16 protein-coding genes are annotated in these 17,659 nt (G+C 64.4%); 9 read left to right on the top strand and 7 right to left on the bottom strand.

Annotation, left to right across the window (positions count from 1 at the left end):
* Window positions 1-20: 20 nt before the first annotated feature.
* Window positions 21-1,679 carry an FAD-binding dehydrogenase gene (locus JQ553_RS00405; RefSeq protein ID WP_212497912.1) on the bottom strand — a complete coding sequence of 553 codons (1,659 nt, stop codon included), beginning with the start codon at window positions 1,677-1,679 and terminating at the stop codon, window positions 21-23.
* Window positions 1,680-1,955: 276 nt separating this feature from the next.
* Here JQ553_RS00405 and JQ553_RS00400 point away from each other — a divergent pair, with 276 nt between their 5' ends.
* The 5 genes from JQ553_RS00400 (at window position 1,956) to JQ553_RS00380 (ending at window position 7,183) form a co-directional block, all read left to right on the top strand.
* Entirely contained in the window at window positions 1,956-2,420 is a 465-nt protein-coding gene (locus tag JQ553_RS00400) for a hypothetical protein (RefSeq protein ID WP_212497911.1), read from the top strand.
* A gap of 329 nt (window positions 2,421-2,749) precedes the next feature.
* Entirely contained in the window at window positions 2,750-3,340 is a 591-nt protein-coding gene (locus JQ553_RS00395; protein WP_212497910.1) for an SCO family protein, read from the top strand.
* Window positions 3,341-3,502: 162 nt separating this feature from the next.
* A complete protein-coding gene (locus JQ553_RS00390; protein WP_249143869.1) occupies window positions 3,503-4,372 on the top strand; it encodes a transporter substrate-binding domain-containing protein in 870 nt (289 codons plus the stop codon).
* Between the two features lie 220 nt (window positions 4,373-4,592).
* Window positions 4,593-6,233 carry a lysine--tRNA ligase gene (locus JQ553_RS00385; protein ID WP_212497908.1) on the top strand — a complete coding sequence of 547 codons (1,641 nt, stop codon included), beginning with the start codon at window positions 4,593-4,595 and terminating at the stop codon, window positions 6,231-6,233.
* A gap of 164 nt (window positions 6,234-6,397) precedes the next feature.
* Window positions 6,398-7,183: a class II aldolase/adducin family protein gene (locus JQ553_RS00380; protein WP_212497907.1), complete on the top strand. Its 786-nt coding sequence runs from the start codon at window positions 6,398-6,400 to the stop codon at window positions 7,181-7,183.
* Window positions 7,184-7,276: 93 nt separating this feature from the next.
* Here the strand turns inward: JQ553_RS00380 and JQ553_RS00375 are convergent, their stop codons facing one another.
* A complete protein-coding gene (locus tag JQ553_RS00375) occupies window positions 7,277-7,930 on the bottom strand; it encodes a helix-turn-helix transcriptional regulator (RefSeq protein ID WP_212497906.1) in 654 nt (217 codons plus the stop codon).
* A 258-nt stretch (window positions 7,931-8,188) separates the two neighbouring features.
* Between JQ553_RS00375 and JQ553_RS00370 the strand changes: the two genes are divergently transcribed.
* Both JQ553_RS00370 and JQ553_RS00365 read left to right on the top strand, forming a co-directional pair.
* A complete protein-coding gene (locus tag JQ553_RS00370) occupies window positions 8,189-8,533 on the top strand; it encodes a DUF952 domain-containing protein (RefSeq protein WP_212497905.1) in 345 nt (114 codons plus the stop codon).
* Window positions 8,530-9,627: a quinone-dependent dihydroorotate dehydrogenase gene (locus JQ553_RS00365; RefSeq protein ID WP_212497904.1), complete on the top strand. Its 1,098-nt coding sequence runs from the start codon at window positions 8,530-8,532 to the stop codon at window positions 9,625-9,627. Before JQ553_RS00370 ends, JQ553_RS00365 begins: the two co-directional genes overlap by 4 nt.
* Window positions 9,628-9,784: 157 nt before the next feature.
* Here the strand turns inward: JQ553_RS00365 and JQ553_RS00360 are convergent, their stop codons facing one another.
* From JQ553_RS00360 to JQ553_RS00340, 5 genes are all read right to left on the bottom strand, one after another.
* Window positions 9,785-11,110, bottom strand: coding sequence for an MATE family efflux transporter (locus JQ553_RS00360; protein ID WP_212497903.1), 1,326 nt, complete (start codon window positions 11,108-11,110; stop codon window positions 9,785-9,787).
* 2 nt (window positions 11,111-11,112) lie between these two features.
* The gene (locus tag JQ553_RS00355; RefSeq protein ID WP_212497902.1) at window positions 11,113-11,847 is read right to left on the bottom strand and encodes an MBL fold metallo-hydrolase; all 735 of its coding nucleotides are present in this window, start codon (window positions 11,845-11,847) and stop codon (window positions 11,113-11,115) included.
* Window positions 11,848-11,869: 22 nt separating this feature from the next.
* On the bottom strand, window positions 11,870-12,175 hold the full coding sequence (locus tag JQ553_RS00350) for a DUF6460 domain-containing protein (RefSeq protein ID WP_212497901.1): 306 nt from the start codon (window positions 12,173-12,175) through the stop codon (window positions 11,870-11,872).
* Between the two features lie 156 nt (window positions 12,176-12,331).
* Window positions 12,332-14,023 (bottom strand): cisplatin damage response ATP-dependent DNA ligase, encoded by a 1,692-nt coding sequence (locus JQ553_RS00345; protein ID WP_212497900.1) that lies wholly within the window; start codon window positions 14,021-14,023, stop codon window positions 12,332-12,334.
* Window positions 14,020-15,057, bottom strand: coding sequence for a ligase-associated DNA damage response exonuclease (locus tag JQ553_RS00340; protein WP_212497899.1), 1,038 nt, complete (start codon window positions 15,055-15,057; stop codon window positions 14,020-14,022). The genes JQ553_RS00345 and JQ553_RS00340 overlap by 4 nt, the downstream gene beginning before the upstream one ends.
* Window positions 15,058-15,137: 80 nt before the next feature.
* Here JQ553_RS00340 and JQ553_RS00335 point away from each other — a divergent pair, with 80 nt between their 5' ends.
* Together JQ553_RS00335 and JQ553_RS00330 are read left to right on the top strand one after the other, a co-directional pair.
* A complete protein-coding gene (locus JQ553_RS00335; protein ID WP_212497898.1) occupies window positions 15,138-16,064 on the top strand; it encodes a methyltransferase domain-containing protein in 927 nt (308 codons plus the stop codon).
* Between the two features lie 258 nt (window positions 16,065-16,322).
* Window positions 16,323-17,549 (top strand): ABC transporter substrate-binding protein, encoded by a 1,227-nt coding sequence (locus JQ553_RS00330; protein WP_212497897.1) that lies wholly within the window; start codon window positions 16,323-16,325, stop codon window positions 17,547-17,549.
* The last annotated feature ends 110 nt before the right edge of the window (window positions 17,550-17,659 follow it).

Here is a 17,659-nt window from a genome sequence, read left to right as displayed (position 1 = left end):
TTTCGCGAACATCGCCCCGCTTATCCTACCGTCTTCGCGACTGCGCGGCCCGCGCTGCGGCCTGAGAACAGGCACCCGCCGAGGAATGTGCCCTCCAGCGAGCGATAGCCGTGCACGCCGCCGCCGCCGAAGCCCGCGGCTTCGCCCGCCGCGTAGAGGCCGCGAATGATCCGGTGATCTTGGCCGAACACGCGGGAGTCGAGATCGGTCTCGAAGCCGCCAAGCGTCTTGCGTGTCAGGATGTTGAGTTTGACGGCGATCAGCGGTCCGTGCTCGGGATCGAGGATGCGGTGCGGCTTGGCGGTGCGGATCAGCCTGTCGCCGATATAGCGGCGCGCATTGTGCAGATTCATTACCTGCGCGTCCTTGACGTAGGGGTTGGTGATTTCACGGTCACGCGCCTCAATCTGCGCCTTGATGTCATCGAGCTTCAGGTGGTCGCTGCCGGCAAGCTTGTTCATGGCCTCGACGAGGTCGGCAAGATTGTCGCGCACGATGAAGTCGGCGCCGTGCTGCTTGAAGGCTTCCACCGGTGCCGGTGCGCCCTTGTTGGTGGCGCGCTTGACCGTCATGCGCCAGCTCTTGCCCGTCAGGTCCGGGTTCTGTTCCGAGCCCGACAGCGCGAATTCCTTCTTGATGATGCTCTGTGTCAGAATGAACCAGGAATAGTCATGGCCTGATTTCATAATGTATTGGAGTTGCCCGAGCGTGTCGGAGCCGGGGAACAGCGGCGCGGGCAGACGCTTGCCCGTTGCGTCGAACCACAGCGATGACGGCCCCGGCAAAATACGGATGCCGTGGCGAGGCCAGATCGGGTTCCAGTTCTGAATGCCCTCGACGTAGTGCCACATCCGATCGCGGTTGATCAGCCGCGCGCCGGCCGCCTCGGTGATGCCGATCATCCGGCCGTCCACGTGCTCCGGCACACCTGAAATCATGAATTTTGGCGGCCCGCCGAGCCGCTTCGGCCAGTTCTGCCGTACCAGGTCATGATTACCGCCAATGCCGCCGGAGGCGACGATCACGGCCTGCGCGCGAAGATTGAATCCGCCGATCACCTCGCGCGAGGAGCTCTTGCCGCGCGCGATGTCGGTCGGTTCGAGGATCGCGCCGCTGACGCCGTCGACCGTGCCGTTGGTGATGCTGAGAGAATCGACGCGATGGCGGAACTTGAAGACCAGGCGCCCGCTCTTTGCAGCCTCGCGCGCGCGCCGCTCGAACGGTTCGACGATCCCGGGGCCGGTGCCCCAAGTCACATGAAAGCGCGGCACCGAATTACCGTGACCCATCGCGTCGTAGCCACCGCGTTCGGCCCAGCCGACGACCGGGAAGATGCGATGGCCCATCGCGCGCAGCCAATCGCGTTTCTCGCCCGCGGCGAAGGCGACATAGGCCTCGGCCCATTTGCGCGGCCAATGATCCTCGTCGCGGTCGAAGCCCGCGGTGCCCATCCAGTCCTGCAGCGCAAGTTCGAAGCAATCCCTGATGCCAAGGCGGCGCTGCTCCGGCGAATCAACCAGAAACAATCCGCCGAACGACCAGAATGCCTGGCCGCCGAGGCTTTGTTCGGCCTCCTGATCGACCACGATGACGCGTTTGCCGGCGTCGGCGATCTCAGTTGCGGCGACAAGTCCGGCCAATCCGCCACCAACCACAATCGCATCTGCATCGTCCGCCATATCGATCCTCCCCAGCCCCGCCGTGATTGAAAACCGCGCCGGCGCGCCCGGTCAACGCTAATCGGCGCTTTCCTGTGGCGGCCTTGCATCAAGCCGACTCGGCCGGCTGTTCCAGTTTGGGACCTTGCGACCGATGATTGCAGCCCGCGCGCAACACCCAATTTGAATCTGTTTTGATGTGACTGGCTCGTCTGGACAAAACTTCAGTTTCGCAACACGCTCACGCCCATCTCGCATCACAAGACAAACAGATTCGGTTTCGACTGGGGCTGACTAATGAAGTTGATGACGTGGTTGCTGGCGGGAGTTGTTCTGCTGGCGGGGGTGGGGACGTCGCACGCAGTGGTCCGGATTGCCGGAGATCGGGGTGGACGAATCGGTACCTACGTCGATAGATATCAAGACCTTCGCACATCCGGCGAAACGGTGATCATCGACGGCCTATGCGCCTCGGCCTGCACCATCGTGCTCGGTGCGGTTCCCCACAGTCGGATCTGCGTCACCTCGCATGCCAATCTTGGCTTCCACGCCGCCTGGGATTTCGGCGCAAACGGTCGCGCCGTGACAAATCCCGAAGCGACCCAGATGCTGTACTCTATGTACCCGCCGGCGGTACGCAGATGGATCGCGTCGCGTGGCGGGCTGACCCCGCGCATGATTTTCCTGCGCGGCAAGCAGCTCCAGGCGCTGTACAAGCCCTGCTATCTCGACGCGCAAGCCTCCTCGATCCGGTCGCACTGAGCCGGGGCCCTAGTTTCTCGAGACGACGTCGTCCCGGAGACCGCGCCTCGATGATGTGATCTGGTCTGACGTCCATTGTGCTTGTCGCCCGGTGGAACCGGCCTTATCTAAATTGCATGGCCCGGCCGATCTCCACCCAGCCTCACCTCGCCGCCGTCCCCGCGCAGGGCAGAGCAGCGTCTGTGTTGATTTGGGGTGCGGCCGGCGTTGGCGGGCTTGCGCTGCTTGCTGCCGTGGCGCTCTGGTTCCATTACGGGACCGCGGTGTTCTTTGAGACGATCACCGCTGGCGTTTCCGCCTGCTTCTGACCGGTTAAGGAACTCTGGAAAATGCCCCGGACCACTCGCCCGCTGGTGATCTTCGCCGCCTTCGCCGGCAGCCTCGCGGTCGGACTGCTCGTGATGCTGTGGGCGCTCGGGGGACTGCGCACCGTCACCGCACCCGCTGCGATCGGCGGTCCCTTCCAGCTTACCGACCAGGCCGGGCAGGTCGTCACCGACCAGAACCTGAAGGGCAAGCCGACGCTGATCTTCTTCGGCTTCACCCATTGTCCGGACGTCTGCCCGACTTCGTTGTTCGAGATATCGGAAGTGCTGAAGGCGATGGGCAAAGACGCCAACCGCGTCAACGCTTATTTCGTGTCCGTCGACCCTGAGCGCGACACTGCGGCTGCGATGAAGGACTACCTTGCGAGCTTCGATCCGCACCTCAAGGGCCTCACCGGCAACCCCGCTGATGTCGCCAAGGTGCTCTCGGCCTACCGCGTCTACGCGAAGAAGGTGCCGTTGAAGGATGGCGACTACACGATGGACCACACCGCCCTGATCTATCTGATGGATCGCGACGGCCGTTTTGTCTCGCCGTTCAACCTTAAACGGTCGCCCGAGGAAGCGGCGGCGGATTTGAAACGGTATCTCTGACCGCCCTTTTCCCAGTCAGATCAGCCCAAACGGCGCTCGCATCGCACGCCGGATGGTCTATAACGCCGTCCAATTCCCTCGAAATCGCCGGTTATGCCAATTTTGACCACCGAGCCCCTTGCTGTCCTGTCGCGCCCAGTCGCCGTTTTGGCGGCGTGGCTGATGGTGGCCGCGGTCCTGGTCCCGGCGGGGGCCGCGACAGCGCAAACGCCTCCGGCACAGACCTCGCCAGCGCCGGCCGCGACGCCGAAGCCGGTCGAGGCCGCTCCCCAGGCGGTGCCCGGCTTCTGGGACCCGCGGCGGCGGCCGGACCGGCCCGACCTGTCGCGCCTCACCGTGATCCGCTTCCTCACCGAGACCGACTATCCGCCGTTCAACTTCACCGGGCCCGATGGCAGCCCGGCCGGCTTCAACGTCGATCTGGCGCGGTCGCTCTGCGACGAAATCAAGGTTACCTGTACGATCCAGATGCGCCGCTTCGAGACGCTGGTCGATGCGCTCGCGACCAATCGCGGCGACGCCATCATCGCGTCGCTTGCGGTAACGCCGCAGCTCCGTACCAAGGTTGACTTCACCGACCCCTATTACCGCGCGCCGGCGCGGTTCGTGTCGCGTCGCGACGCCGTGATGCCGGAGGTCCGCCCCGAATATCTCGAGGGCAAGAAAGTCGGCGTCATCGCCGGCACCTCGCACGAAGCCTATCTGAAAGCGATGTTCACCGACGCCGAGATCAAGTCCTATGCCAATGACGACGCGCTGCGCGCGGCATTGCGCCGTGGCGAGGTCGATTTCATCTTCGGCGACGCAATCTCCCTGGCGTTCTGGATCAACGGCACCGACTCGGCCGAATGCTGTGCCTTCTCCGGCGGCCCCTTCGTCGAGAGCCGCTATTTCGGCGAGGGCATCGGGATCGCCGTGCGCAAGGGCAACGACCTGCTGCGGCAGTCGCTGAACTGGGCGCTGTTCCGGATCTGGGAAAAGGGCCGCTTCACAGACCTGTGGCTGCGCTATTTTTCGGTCAGCCCGTTCTGACGGAGCGTTCTTCACCTCGCCCCCGCCTGCGGGGAGAGGTCGAAATTCAGGCGCAGCTTGAATTTCGGGTGAGGGTGCCTCCGCGAATCCGTCTCTTGCCATTGATGCGGATCGAGCCCCTCACCCCGACCCTCTCCGCGAAAGAGCGGGGAGAGGGAGAGCAAGTTTTGCATTTTGCCGCAAAAACGCTAGTTTCCGCGGCCTTGGAGACAGCCGAACGATGTCTGTGATTGATCTTGCCGCCAGCCCTGGCGATTTGCGTGCGCTCGCCGAACAATCCAACGCCTGGCCATTCGAGCAGGCGAAAGCGATCGTTGCGCGGCTCAAGAAAAATCCGAAGGACGAGGTGCTGTTCGAGACCGGCTACGGCCCGTCGGGATTGCCGCATATCGGCACCTTCGGCGAGGTCGCGCGCACCACCATGGTACGTTATGCCTTCCGCGTGCTGACCGAGGACAAGATCAAGACGCGTCTCTTGGCGTTCTCCGACGACATGGACGGCCTGCGCAAGGTGCCCGACAATGTGCCGAACAAGGAACTGCTGGAGAAGCACCTCGGCAAGCCGCTGACCAAGGTGCCCGATCCGTTCGGCACCCATCCGAGCTTTGGCCAGCACAACAATGCGCGGCTGCGCGCCTTCCTCGACCAATTCGGCTTCGACTATGAATTCGCGAGCTCAACCGAGTATTACACCTCGGGCAGGTTCGACGCGGCGCTGCTGCGCATGCTCGAGCGGATCGAAAAGGTGATGGCGATCATGCTGCCGTCGCTGCGCGAGGAGCGCGCGGCGAGCTACTCACCGTTCCTGCCGATCTGTCCGCGCAGCGGCCTCGTGCTCTACGTGCCGGTGACGGCACACGACGCCAGGGCCGGCACCATCTCCTATGACGATCCGGAGACGAAGGAGAGCGTGACCGTTCCGGTCACCGGCGGCCGCTGCAAGCTGCAATGGAAGCCGGATTGGGCGATGCGCTGGGTCGCGCTCGGCGTCGACTATGAAATGGCCGGCAAGGATTTGATCGACTCGGTCAAGCTGTCGGGCAAGATCTGCTCGGCGCTCGGCGGCACGCCGCCCGAGGGCTTCAACTACGAACTATTCCTCGACGAAAAGGGACAGAAGATCTCGAAGTCAAAGGGCAATGGCCTGACGATCGAGGAATGGCTGCGCTACGCCTCGCCGGAGTCGCTGTCGCTGTTCATGTATCGCGAGCCCAAGGCGGCCAAACGGCTCTACTTCGACGTCATCCCGCGCAATGTCGACGACTACCAGCAGTTTGTCGACGGCTTCCCGAAGCAGGAGGCGCGTCAGCAACTGCAGAATCCGGTCTGGCATATCCATTCCGGCAAGCCGCCGCGGGTCGACATGCCCGTCACCTTCCAGCTGCTCCTGACGCTGGTGTCGTCGTCGAATGCGGAGAATGCCGAGACGCTGTGGGGCTTCATCGGCCGCTATCGTCCGGGGGTGACGCCGCAGACACATCCAAAGTTGGATGCGATGGTCGGCTACGCCATCAACTACTATCGAGATTTCGTGGCCCCCACAAAGCAATTCCGCGAGCCGACCGAGCGCGATCGCGCCGCGCTGCAGGATCTGCGCGATGCGCTGTCCAACATGCCGGCAGGCGCGACCGCGGAAGACATCCAGAACGTCGTCTACGAGATCGGCCGCCGCGAGCCGTTCCTCGACATCAACAAGAAGGGCAAGGACGGCCGTCCCGGTGTGTCGCTCGATTGGTTCAACATGCTCTACCAGGTCCTGCTCGGCCAGGAGAAGGGCCCACGCTTCGGCTCCTTCGTCGCGGTCTACGGCGTGCAGAACGCCGTGAACATGATCGACGGCGCGTTGGCGCGGTCGGCCTGATCAGCCGTCCCGGCGTTGGCCGGGACGCAGTATGTGACACTGAGCCGCAAAATTCGGATGGCTGATCCTCGGCAATTTCAGCCGAGGTCGCTCCGGATTGCGTTACACTCGCTGCCACAAAACAGCCCGGCCCACCCAAGGCCGGCGCATATGGGAGCACGCACATGCAGTTCAGGGTTTCGCCGAAATCGCTGCAGGACAGCAGCAGCGCCGAGGAATGGCAGGCGCGGGTCGATCTGGCGGCGGCCCATCGGCTCGCCTTCACCCATGGCTTTTCGGAAGGCATCTTCAACCATCTCACCTTCGTGGTGCCCGGTCGTACCGACCGCTACTACCAGATCCCGTTCGGAATGCATTGGTCGGAGGTCACGGCGTCGTCCTTCATGGAGGTCGGCATCGACGACGCCGAGGTGAAGCGCGGCGAGGGCGAGGTCGAGCGTTCCTGCTATTGCATCCATGCGCCGATCCACAAGGCGCTGCCGCAGGCCAAGGCCGTGTTTCATACCCACATGCCTTACGCCAGCGCGCTGACCCGGCTAGAGGACCCCCGCATCAAGGAGATCGGCCAGACCGAGGTCGGCCTTTCCGGCGCCATCGCCTATGACGACGAATACACCGGGCCGGCGCTCGATCCCGCCGAAGGTGCACGGTTGGCTGGAGTCATCGGCGACAAGAAGGTGCTGTTCATGGCCAATCACGGCATCTCGACGGTCGGTCAAACCGTCGCGGACGCCTACGACATGCTCTATTATGTCGAGCGCGCCGCGCAGGTTCAGATCTACGCGATGTGGACCGGGCAGAGGCTGAAGCAGCTTCCCGCGCCCGTGGTCGAAAAGACCAAGCGCGATTACCGCGACGACCATCTCTACAACGGCCCGACGCCGGCGCAGCGCCATTTCGACGCACTGAAGCGGATGCTGGACCGCAAGGAGCCGGATTACGCGACGTAAGGCCAGCCAAACCAGCGAAGCGTTGCCCGCCATCCCGAGCAAGACAGGGTGGGCATGCTTCGCTCCGCCGATCCTACATGTGCTGGCTCACCGCTACTGGCTCGCCCATACAATGCGCGCGATCCACTCCACCTCATCCGCATCAAGCGTTCGGTCGGCATGCGCCGGGTTGAGCGGAGCGAGTTCCAACATCTTGGCAGTGCGGCGTTTCAGCTCCTTCACCATCATCTCACCGCCGGTCGTGCGCACCACCACGCGGTCGCCGCGGCGGATTGCCGTCGCCGGCGAGACCACGATGATATCGCCCTCGCGATAGGCGGGCTTCATCGCGTCGCCCTCGATCTCCAGTGCATAGGCGTGTTCATCATGGGTCGCGGGCAGCGCCACCTCGTCCCAGCCCTTGCCGGAGGGAAGGCCGTTGTCGTCGAAATTACCGCCGGCGGCGGCCTGGCCGAAGCCGATCAGCGGCACCGACTGGGTGGCGCGGGTGCCGTCGCCCATCAGCTGCACGAACGTCTCGATCGTGGAATTGGTAGCGGCCAGTGCCTTGGAGACCGACTCGGTCGATGGCCAGCGCTCGCGGCCTTCGCCGGTGATCCGCTTCGACTTGTTGAAGGTTGTGGGATCAAGTCCGGCCCGCTTGGCGAGCGCCGAGGGTGACAGGCCAGCCCGTTCGGCGAGGCGGTCGAGTGCGGTCCAGACCTGGGCGTGGGTGAGAGGGCGGGGGGCTTTGGGTTGTTTGGCCATCAAAAGCATCCGCTTGCGGCTCGATAGCGTCTTCGCGACGCGGATGGTCGCCTCCGGGCTGATCGGAGCCGATCATCTTCTAGGAATTATTACCTGAATTGGGTGGTTTGCGCAAATCTGCCCAGCCTGTCGCGCTGTGCCGCTTGAGTTGCGCCGCCGCCGCCGATACGGTCGCTCGCTTTCCGGTGGCGTACGGGACCATCCCGCCAATCCGGACAAAACCCCAAGAGACTCAAGGACAAGAGGGGCCGCCCGCACGTGCCTATGATCTACAAAATCACCCCCGCCTCGGCCTGGCGCGAAGCCGAGCGGCAGGGCGTTTACCGGGGCAGTGTGGACGACAGACGCGACGGCTTCATCCACTTCTCCACCGCCTCCCAGGTCGCCGAAACGGCGCGGAAGCACTTTTTCGGGCAGACCGGCCTGTTCCTGGTCGCAGTCGATGCCGGGGCGCTCGGCGACGCGCTGCGCTGGGAGCCGTCGCGGAACGACGAGCTGTTCCCGCATCTCTATGATGAGCTCGATCTCGGCGCGGTCGTCGAAATCCTCGCCCTGCGCGCACGCTCCGATGGCGGCCACGACGTTCCGGAGCTCAAGCCGTGATCCGCGCTTTCGACGCCTTCTCGCTGCCGCTGCTCCGCTGGTTCGATCCGGAAGATGCCCATCGCATGGCAATCCAGGGCCTCAGACTGCTGCCGCCGATCCGTTCGCGGCCGGACGATCCAAAACTCGCGGTGCGCGCCTTCGGGCTGAATTTCCCGAACCCGATCGGCATGGCGGCCGGCTTTGACAAGAGCGCCGAGGCGCCGGACGCGCTGCTCAGGCTCGGCTTCGGCTTTGTCGAGATCGGCTCGGTGACGCCGCGCCCGCAGAGCGGCAATCCGCGCCCGCGGCTGTTTCGCCTCGAGCGCGACGAGGCCGTCATCAATCGCATGGGCTTCAACAATGACGGCGCGGAGGCTGTGCTGCGGAGGCTCGCCTCGCGCGCCAGCCTCGGCGGCATCGTCGGGGTCAATGTCGGGGCCAACAAGGATTCGGCCGACCGCGTCGCCGACTATGTGAAGCTGATCGAAACATTTGCGCCGGTTGCAAGCTACTTCACCGTCAACGTCTCGTCCCCGAACACGCCGGGACTGCGCAACCTGCAGCAATCGGCCGCGCTCGACGATCTCCTGGCACGAGTCATCGACACTCGCGAGCGGGTGCGTCGGAACGCCGGCGATTCGCCTGTACTGTTGAAAATCGCGCCGGACTTGAGCCTTGCGGAGCTGGACGACGTCGTGCACATCGCCCGCTCGCGTCGGGTTGACGGCATGATCGTCGCCAACACCACGCTTTCGCGCCCTTCGACGCTGCGCGAGCAGGACCGCGCGAAGGAGCAGGGCGGCCTGTCGGGCCGGCCGCTGTTCCGCCTGTCGACGCGGATGGTGGCGGAGACCTATGTGCGCGTCGAAGGCGCGTTTGCCCTGATCGGCGTCGGCGGCATCGACTCGGGCGGCGCCGCGCTGACAAAGATCCGCGCCGGCGCCAGCCTGATCCAGCTTTATTCGTCACTGGTCTACAAGGGTCTGGGATTGGTCGAGGACATCAAGCGCGATCTGTCCTCGACCTTGCTGCGCACCGGCCGCGACTCGCTTTCGGAAATCGTCGGCGCGGATGCGGCGACCATCACGGCCGAGGACTGGCCGGTGCGGTGATGCTTGTGTCACCTCGCCCCGCGTGCGGGGAGAGGTCGAATTGCGAAGCAATTCGGGTGAGGGGGGCTTCCGCGAGTGCCACGGTCACCGTCCTCGCGGAGATTCCCCCTCATCCCGACCTTCTCCCCGCAGGCGGGGAGAAGGGGAACAAAGGTCGTCATTTTCCGAACGACTTCCGCAGCAGCGCCGGGTATCGCGCCGCCTGCAATCCGCCTCGGGCGGCGTAATGTGCAAGCTGGGCCATCCATAATCCGGCGTTGCCGAACGAGCGCAGCGCGAACCAGGTGCCGAGGAAGATCAGGAGCGATGCAATCATGAGGTTGCGCATGTCACGCGCCCAGGTCGCGCCGATATAGACGCCGTCGAAGGCAAACGCGAACACCGACAATAGCGGCGAGGCCGCGACGAACCAGAGATAGTTGTGCGCCGTGGCGCGGACCGCGTCGCTCGTGGTCATGACGTCGATGAGCGCCGGCCCGAACACCACGAAGCTGATGCTGACGACGAATGAGAACGCGGAACCCCATGCGACCACGAGCCGCGTCGCACTGGCAAACCCGGCGCGGTCGCGCGCGCCGAGCGTCTGGCCGCAGAGCTGCTCGGCAGCGTTGGCAAGTCCGTCGAGGAAGAAGGCGCTGACCAGCAGGAAATTGTTCAGCACGGCATTCGCGGCAAGCGTGACATCGCCGGCGCGCGCGCCTTGCGCGGTGAAGAACAGGAAAGCCGCGATCAGCGCTGCGGTGCGGATCATGATGTCGCGATTGACGTTGAGCATCCGCGTCAGGGCGACGCGGTCGAGCAGTGCCGCGCGCGGCACCGACAGCGTTCCGTTGGAAAGGCGTCTTGCGATCAGCACGCCGATAACGAGCCCACTGGCTTCCGCAATGACGGCAGCGATCGCCGCGCCCGTGATTCCCATGCCGAGGAACAGCACCAGCACCGTGGTCGCGGCCATGTTGATCAGGTTGATCGCGATCTGCACGGAAAGCGCGAGTCCGGCGCGCGCCTGGCCGATCAGCCAGCCGAGCAGCACGTAGTTTGCCAGCACCAGCGGCGCCGACCAGATGCGGATGCCGAAATAGGCGCGTGCCGCGGCCGTGACGCCGTCGCTGCCGCCCATGGCCCGTAACAGGATGCTGGCGAGCGGCGCCTGCAGCGCGATCAGCCCCACGCCGATCACGGCAGACAATGCCAGCCCGCGCACCAGATGCAGGCGCAGTTGGTCGGTTTCGCCGGCGCCGATAGCCTGCGCGGTGAAGGCGAGCGTGCCCATGCGCAGAAAGGCGAACAGCCAGAACAGGCAGTCGAACAGGAACGAGGCCATCGCCACGCCGCCCAGCATTGTGGCGTCGCTCAGCCGCCCGATCGCGGCCGTCGAGACGATGCCGATCAGCGGCGTGGTCAGGTTCGCGATCATGGCCGGGCCCGCGATGGCAAACACGCGGCGGGTGGTGATCTTCGCGGGAGGAACCGGCGCGTGCATGGTCAGAACACGACCACCATGCCGTCCTCAGCCATCGTGTAGGGCAGGTCATCGACGCGGCCGAGCATGTCGTCGCTCATATGGGTGAGCACGACGCGCCTGGCGTTGATGGCGGGCAGATGTGCTTCCAGCGTTTTCAGGCTGAGATGGTTCTTGACCATCCGATCGTAGGTATAGGCTTCCGCGATGAAGAGATCGGCGTGCTGCGCAGCCGGGATCAGCGCATCCGTCCACTCGGTGTCCGCGCCGTAAGTGATGATGCGGCCTTCAGCCTCGATGCGGAAGCTGAGAAAGGGCCCGCCTGATTCGCCATGCACGACCGGGTAGGCCCTCACCGTGACCTCGCCGAAGTTTCTGACGTCCTCGGGCGCGAGTGCGACCACCGAGAGGTCGTAGCGCTGTTTCGTCTTCGACGAATGCTCGAACATCGCCTCCATCACCTGCGGCAGCTTTGTCTCGATGCCGGCCGGACCCGCGATCACCAGCGGCCTGGTGCGGCGGGAGAATTGTGCGTCAAGGAGAAAGAACGGAAGGCCGGCAAAATGATCGCCGTGGAAATGCGTGATCAGGATCAGGTCGATCTCGTCGCGCTCGATCTCGAACCGCTTCATCGCGACAAGCGAGGACGCGCCGCAATCGATCAGGAAGTTGACGCGCTTGCCTGTGACGTGGAAGCAGGTATTGAATCGGCCGCCGGAGCCGAACGCATCGCCGCAGCCGACAAATCGCAGTTGCATCGGCGGTGGTCTCTCCTAGATGTCAGCGGCCGCGCGGGGCGCCGAATAGCCGCGACAGGAACCAGACCGGTATCACGATCACCGCGCCGAGCAGGAAGTAGCGCCAGGCCCAGTTGATCGCGTCGAAGCCGAAATCCCAGATGCGCTGGAACAGCACGCGGATGCTGTGAAGGATGTTCCACGGATCGAATCCAACAGCGGCGAGCACCACGCCGACCAGAATCGACAACAGGATCAGCCGAAACGCCACTGACAGCGGCGAGCCGCCGAGAAAGCGGTTCAGGCTGTCAGCGTTGCCGCCCGGCAAGTCTCTGACGTCGTTTTGCATCGTGGTCTCATCTCTCTGTTTGAGCATGATCTTTCGGAACACCGCTGCACGCTCGTCCGGATCATGCTCCTCGCGGAATCGTCGCCATTATAGGTCACGGCGGGGCACATGGGGAACCCGGTCGACGCAATCAATGGCTGCCATGTGGGCAAGGAATTAATTCGCCGTCATGGTCATTAACAGGCGTTCAAGCGTCTCGAGCCGGTCGGCCTCGCGCGGCGGCTTGTCCCAGCGCAGGCGGTTGATGCGCGGAAAGCGCATCGCGACGCCGGATTTGTGACGCGGCGAACGCTGCAGACCCTCGAAGGCGACTTCCAGCACCAGGCCCTGGTCTGGCTCGTGCACGACATGCCGCACCGGGCCGAACTTCTCGGTGGTGTTGCGGCGGACGAAGCGGTCGATCTGCAGCAGCTCCTCGTCGGTGAAACCGAAATAGGCTTTGCCGACCGGGACGAGCTGCTCGCCGTCCTCGCCTGCAGCCCAGACGCCGAACGTATAATCGGAGTAGTAGGACGAGCGCTTGCCGTGGCCGCGCTGCGCATACATCAGCACGGCATCGATGATGTGCGGATCGCGCTTCCATTTCCACCATGGTCCTTTCGGGCGCCCCGGCAGATATGGCGCGTCGCGCCGCTTCAGCATCACGCCCTCGACCGCGTCGGCATCGTCGCCCGCGCCGGCGCTCTTGGGATCGGCGCGGGCCGCGGCCAGTTCCTCCCAGCTTGCGAATGGAATCGTCGGCGACAGGTCGATGCGCGGATCGTTCAGCTTTTGCACGAACGCCTCCAGCCGCGCGCGGCGCTCGACGAATGTCAACTCGCGCAGATCGGCTTCGTCGTCGCCGAGCAGGTCGTAGGCGCGCAAGTGGATCGGAAACTCCTTGATCAGCTTCGGCGACACCACTTTGCGGTTCAGCCGCTGCTGCAGCACATTGAACGTCTGCACGCGGCCGCCGCGCAGCACCAGGAGCTCGCCGTCGATCGCGCCGGGCAGGTGCAGCGACGGCACCAGGTCGGGAAAGCTGGCCGTGATGTCCTCGCCGGTGCGTGAATAGAGTCGCGCCTGAATGTGGCCGCGCTCGTCGCGGCCTGATACCGCCTGCACCCGGATGCCGTCCCACTTCCATTCCGCACTGAAATCCGCGGCGTCGAGAGCCGCAAAGTCCGAGTCCTCGATCGCATGCGCCAGCATCACCGGGCGGAACGGGGTCGGGTCGCGGTTGACGGGCTTGTCACTGCGGCCTTCCAGCCAGGCGAACAGCTCGAGATAGGGCGGCGACAGCCCGGGCCACATCAGCTCGATCTCGTGCGGGTCCTTATTCCCGAGCGCGGCCGCCGCAGTCTTGGCGAGCCGCGCCGAAATCCCGATCCGCATCGCGCCCGTGACGAGTTTCAGCAGCGCCCAGCGTCCGGTCTCGTCGAGCTCGTCGAGCCAGCGCGCGAGCCGCGCAGGCAACTCGGTCTTGCCGAGCGTACGCAGCGTTGTGACGACGTCGGTGAGGGTAGGCGAGGGTGGGGTATTGTGGGGGCTGGACGCGCGGCCTTCTTCACCTCCCCCGCTTGCGGCAGAGGGGGAAGATTTCGGCCACATCAGCGCCACCGTCTCGGAGAGATCGCCAACATAGTCGTAGGACAGTCCAAACAGCACCGGATCGGTTCGTTCCGTGATCAGGTCGCGGATCAAGCCCGGCTTGGCGTGCTTGAACGATAGTGCGCCGGTTAGCGCGGCAAGTGCATAGCCACGATCGGGATCCTCGGTCTTGCGGAAATAGGCGACCAGCAGTTTCAGCTTGTTGTTGCGGCCGGGCTCGTAGGCGAGGCGGTCGAGCAGTTCGGCGAAGCGGTTCATGCGCCGGCCTCGCCGGCCGGCGTCGTCTCGGATTCATCCTCATCGCCATAGCCGACAAGGTCGAGCGGTTGCGCGGCGAGGCCTCTCGTCCTGCACCAATGCACCAGCGCGTCCTCCTGGCCGTGCGTGACCCAGATCTCGCCAGCGCCGGTCGCTTGAATCGTCGCGGTCAACCCGTCCCAGTCGGCATGATCCGAGATTACCAACGGCAACTCGACGCCGCCCTGGCGGGCGCGGGCGCGCACGCGCATCCATCCCGAGGCGAATGCGGTGACCGGATCGGGAAAACGCCGGGTCCAGACGTCGGAAGTGGCGCTTGGCGGCGCCAGCGTGATGGTGCCGGCGAGATCGGCCTTCTTCATACCGCGCGCGGCCCTGAGTTCGCCGAGCGGAATGCCGCGCTCCTGATAGTAAGAGGTGATCTTCTCCATCGCGCCGTGCAGGTAGATCGGCGCATCGTAGCCGGCTTCGCGAAGCAGCGCGATCACGCGCTGCGCCTTGCCGAGCGAGTAGGCGCCGACCAGATGGGCGCGCTCCGGAAACAGGCTGACGGACGCGAGCAGCTTCTTCACCTCCGAGGCGGCCTCGCCGTGGCGGAATACCGGCAACCCAAAGGTCGCTTCGGTGATGAACACGTCGCACGGCACGACCTCGAATGGCGCGCAGGTCGGATCGCGCACGTCCTTGTAATCGCCGGACGCGACGATGCGGATGCCCTTGCACGCCACCTCGATCTGCGCCGAGCCCAGCACATGGCCGGCGGGATGGAATTTTGCCGTGACGTCGCCGAGCCTGATCTCTTCCCCGTAAGCCACCGCCTGCACTGAGCCCGCGAAACCGTCGCCGTAGCGCAGCCGCATCATGTCGAGCGTTTCCCGCGTGGCCAAGACCGCACCATGGCCCGCGCGGGCGTGGTCGGAATGGCCGTGGGTGATCAGCGCACGCTCAACCGGCCGCACCGGGTCGATATGGAAGCCGCCCGGCTTGCAGCATAAACCGGCGGCAACGGGCATCAGGATGTCTTGCGGGCGCATCTTCGCTATATAGGAGGTGTTGCGGCGATTTTTACCTCTCCCGCCGGGGAGAGATGAACTTCCGATCGAGTGTAGAAAGAATGCCCCTACGCCTGTTCCTGTCCTCCGGCGATCTCGCTGCCGACCGCCGCTATGAGTTCGCGCGCGACCTGCGATTGAAGGGTGACCTGCCAGCGGCTTCCGACCTGCTCGAACAGGCAATCGAGCTCGCGCCGAAATTCACCTCCGCCTGGTTCACCCTCGGCGAGATCCGTGACCAACTGGGCCAGCGAGAGGCCGCGATCGCGGCTTTCCGAGCCGCGCGCGACGCCGACCCCGAGGACCGCCACGGCGCCAGCCTGCACCTGATGAAGCTCGGCGTCGAAGCGGTCGCGCCGATGCCACCGACCTACGTGCAGACACTGTTCGATCAATATGCGCCGCGATTCGAGGCCGCGCTCATCGGGGATCTCGGCTATCGCGGTCCGGCGCTTTTGTTCAAGGCGGTGCTGTCGGTGCGATCCGCGGCGAAGAAGCCGGCCTTCTTCAAACGCGCGATCGATCTCGGCTGTGGCACCGGGCTCGCGGCCGGGGCGTTTTCGAAAAACGTCGACCGCTTCGTCGGCATCGATCTGTCGCCGCGCATGGTCGAGAAGGCGCGCGCAACGGGCTTCTATGCCGAGCTCGAGGTCGACGACATGCTGCGCGGCATTCGGTGCAAGCCTGACGCCAGCGCCGAGCTGATCCTCGCCGCGGATGCCATGGTCTATGTCGCCGAGCTCGCGCCGGTACTCGCCGAGGCAAGGCGGGTGCTGGCCACCGGCGGCCTGCTCGCCTTCACGACCGAGACCCATGACGGCGAGGGCGTTACCCTCGGCGAGGGGCTGCGCTACGCGCACAGCGCGGCTCATGTCCGCACCACGGTTGCGGCTGCCGGACTGACCTTGGTCCGGCTCGAAGCGCTCTCAATCCGCAACGAAGACAATGTTCCCGCACCCGGGCTTGTCGCGGTCGCGACCAAACCCTGACTTTATCACACGCTCCCACAAAAGGAGAAAGTAAGCGTCATTGGCGGGCAAAACTTGAGTCTAGACGCTACGCGAGCGCCGTATAGCGGCATTGCGTCGCAAAGTCTCTCATTCGATATTGCTTCCACGCAGGACTGAATGTCAGATCGACACATCGTCGGATCCGAGAGGTGGACAGCGGTCTTCCGAAAGGATCAGCGCAAACAAAAACGATAGATCGTGCGATGACATTTGTCATCGCGCGAGAGGGAGCAAACAATGAGAAAGCAGACCCGGCGCGAGTTCGGCGCCACCGCGTTATCGGCCATTGCCGCATCTGCCTTGCCCGCGCCTTATCTCTGGGCGGCCGAAAAGAAATACGATCCGGGCGCCAGCGACACCGAGATCAAGCTCGGCCAGACCGTGCCGCATTCCGGCCCGGGCTCGCTCTATGGTGTGCTCGGACGCGTCGGCGAGGCCTATTTCCAGATGGTGAACGAGAAGGGCGGCATCAACGGGCGCAAGGTGAAATTCCTCACCATGGACGACGCGTACAGCGCGCCGAAATGCGTCGAGGCGACGCGCCGCCTGGTCGAGCAGGAGGAGGTGCTGGCGCTCTACGGCTCGCTCGGCACCGCGCCGCAGACGGCCGTGCATAAGTATCTCAATTCCAAGGGCGTGCCCCAGCTCCTGCTCAACACCGGCGCGTCGAAGTGGAACGATCCGAAGAATTACAAATGGACGATGGCGGGCCTGCCGCTGTACCCGACCGAAGCGCGCATCCTGGCCAAGCACGTCGTCGCGGTGAAGCCGAACGCCAAGGTCGGCATTCTCTACCAGAACGACGATTTCGGCCGCGACTTCCTGGGTCCCTTCAAGAAGGTGCTGGCCGACGCGGGCGGCACCGCGAAGGTGATCATGGAGCAGACCTACGATCTCACCGATCCGACCATCGATTCCCAGCTCATCAATCTCTCGAAGTCGGGTGCGGATGTGTTCTACAACATCACGACCGGCAAGGCGACGTCGCAATCGATCCGCAAGGTCGTCGAGCTCGGCTGGAAGCCGCTGCAATTGCTGTCGGCGGGTTCGACGGGCCGCTCGATCCTGAGCGCCGCCGGCTTCGAGAATGCCAAGGATATCGTCGCGATCCGCTACGCCAAGGAAGTCGGCGTGCCGCGCTTCGAGAAGGACCCGGACGTGCTCGCGTTCGAGGAGTTGCGCAAGAAATATCTGCCCAACGTCGATCCCGACAACACCATCGCCTTCGCCGGCTATGGCCAGGTGGTCTCGATGGCGGAAATCCTGCGCCGCTGCGGCGACGAATTGACCCGCGCCAATGTGCTCAAGCACGCGACGACGCTCGCGGGTTATCACTCGCCCTATTTCCTGGACGGCGTCAATTTCAGCTACACGCCCGACGATTACACCCCGATGAAGACGCTCTACATCTCGATCTTCAACGGCAAGGATTGGGACATTTCCGACAGGCCGGTGACGGAGTAGAGGCCAGAGCCCCATCTTCCTTGCGATTCTCTTCCTCTCCCTCTCCCCGCTCTTCGCGGGGAGAGGGTAGGGTGAGGGGTCCTCTCCACGAGTTGCGCGCGTGGATGGAC

The sequence above is a fragment of the Bradyrhizobium lablabi genome (assembly GCF_018131005.1).
Lineage (GTDB): Bacteria > Pseudomonadota > Alphaproteobacteria > Rhizobiales > Xanthobacteraceae > Bradyrhizobium > Bradyrhizobium lablabi_D.
The sequence above is the reverse complement of the archived record's forward strand: the minus strand, read 5'-3'. Positions and strand labels throughout refer to the sequence as shown.

Coding starts and splice junctions, on each gene's coding strand:
- JQ553_RS00390 (WP_249143869.1), top strand. CDS start 3,503: ATGGTGGCCGCGGTCCTGGTCCCGGCGGGGGCCGCGACAGCGCAAACG.
- JQ553_RS00400 (WP_212497911.1), top strand. CDS start 1,956: ATGAAGTTGATGACGTGGTTGCTGGCGGGAGTTGTTCTGCTGGCGGGG.
- JQ553_RS00340 (WP_212497899.1), bottom strand. CDS start 15,057: ATGCGCCCGCAAGACATCCTGATGCCCGTTGCCGCCGGTTTATGCTGC.
- JQ553_RS00345 (WP_212497900.1), bottom strand. CDS start 14,023: ATGAACCGCTTCGCCGAACTGCTCGACCGCCTCGCCTACGAGCCCGGC.
- JQ553_RS00335 (WP_212497898.1), top strand. CDS start 15,138: ATGCCCCTACGCCTGTTCCTGTCCTCCGGCGATCTCGCTGCCGACCGC.
- JQ553_RS00380 (WP_212497907.1), top strand. CDS start 6,398: ATGCAGTTCAGGGTTTCGCCGAAATCGCTGCAGGACAGCAGCAGCGCC.
- JQ553_RS00385 (WP_212497908.1), top strand. CDS start 4,593: ATGTCTGTGATTGATCTTGCCGCCAGCCCTGGCGATTTGCGTGCGCTC.
- JQ553_RS00330 (WP_212497897.1), top strand. CDS start 16,323: ATGAGAAAGCAGACCCGGCGCGAGTTCGGCGCCACCGCGTTATCGGCC.
- JQ553_RS00350 (WP_212497901.1), bottom strand. CDS start 12,175: ATGCAAAACGACGTCAGAGACTTGCCGGGCGGCAACGCTGACAGCCTG.
- JQ553_RS00360 (WP_212497903.1), bottom strand. CDS start 11,110: ATGCACGCGCCGGTTCCTCCCGCGAAGATCACCACCCGCCGCGTGTTT.
- JQ553_RS00405 (WP_212497912.1), bottom strand. CDS start 1,679: ATGGCGGACGATGCAGATGCGATTGTGGTTGGTGGCGGATTGGCCGGA.
- JQ553_RS00375 (WP_212497906.1), bottom strand. CDS start 7,930: ATGGCCAAACAACCCAAAGCCCCCCGCCCTCTCACCCACGCCCAGGTC.
- JQ553_RS00395 (WP_212497910.1), top strand. CDS start 2,750: ATGCCCCGGACCACTCGCCCGCTGGTGATCTTCGCCGCCTTCGCCGGC.
- JQ553_RS00355 (WP_212497902.1), bottom strand. CDS start 11,847: ATGCAACTGCGATTTGTCGGCTGCGGCGATGCGTTCGGCTCCGGCGGC.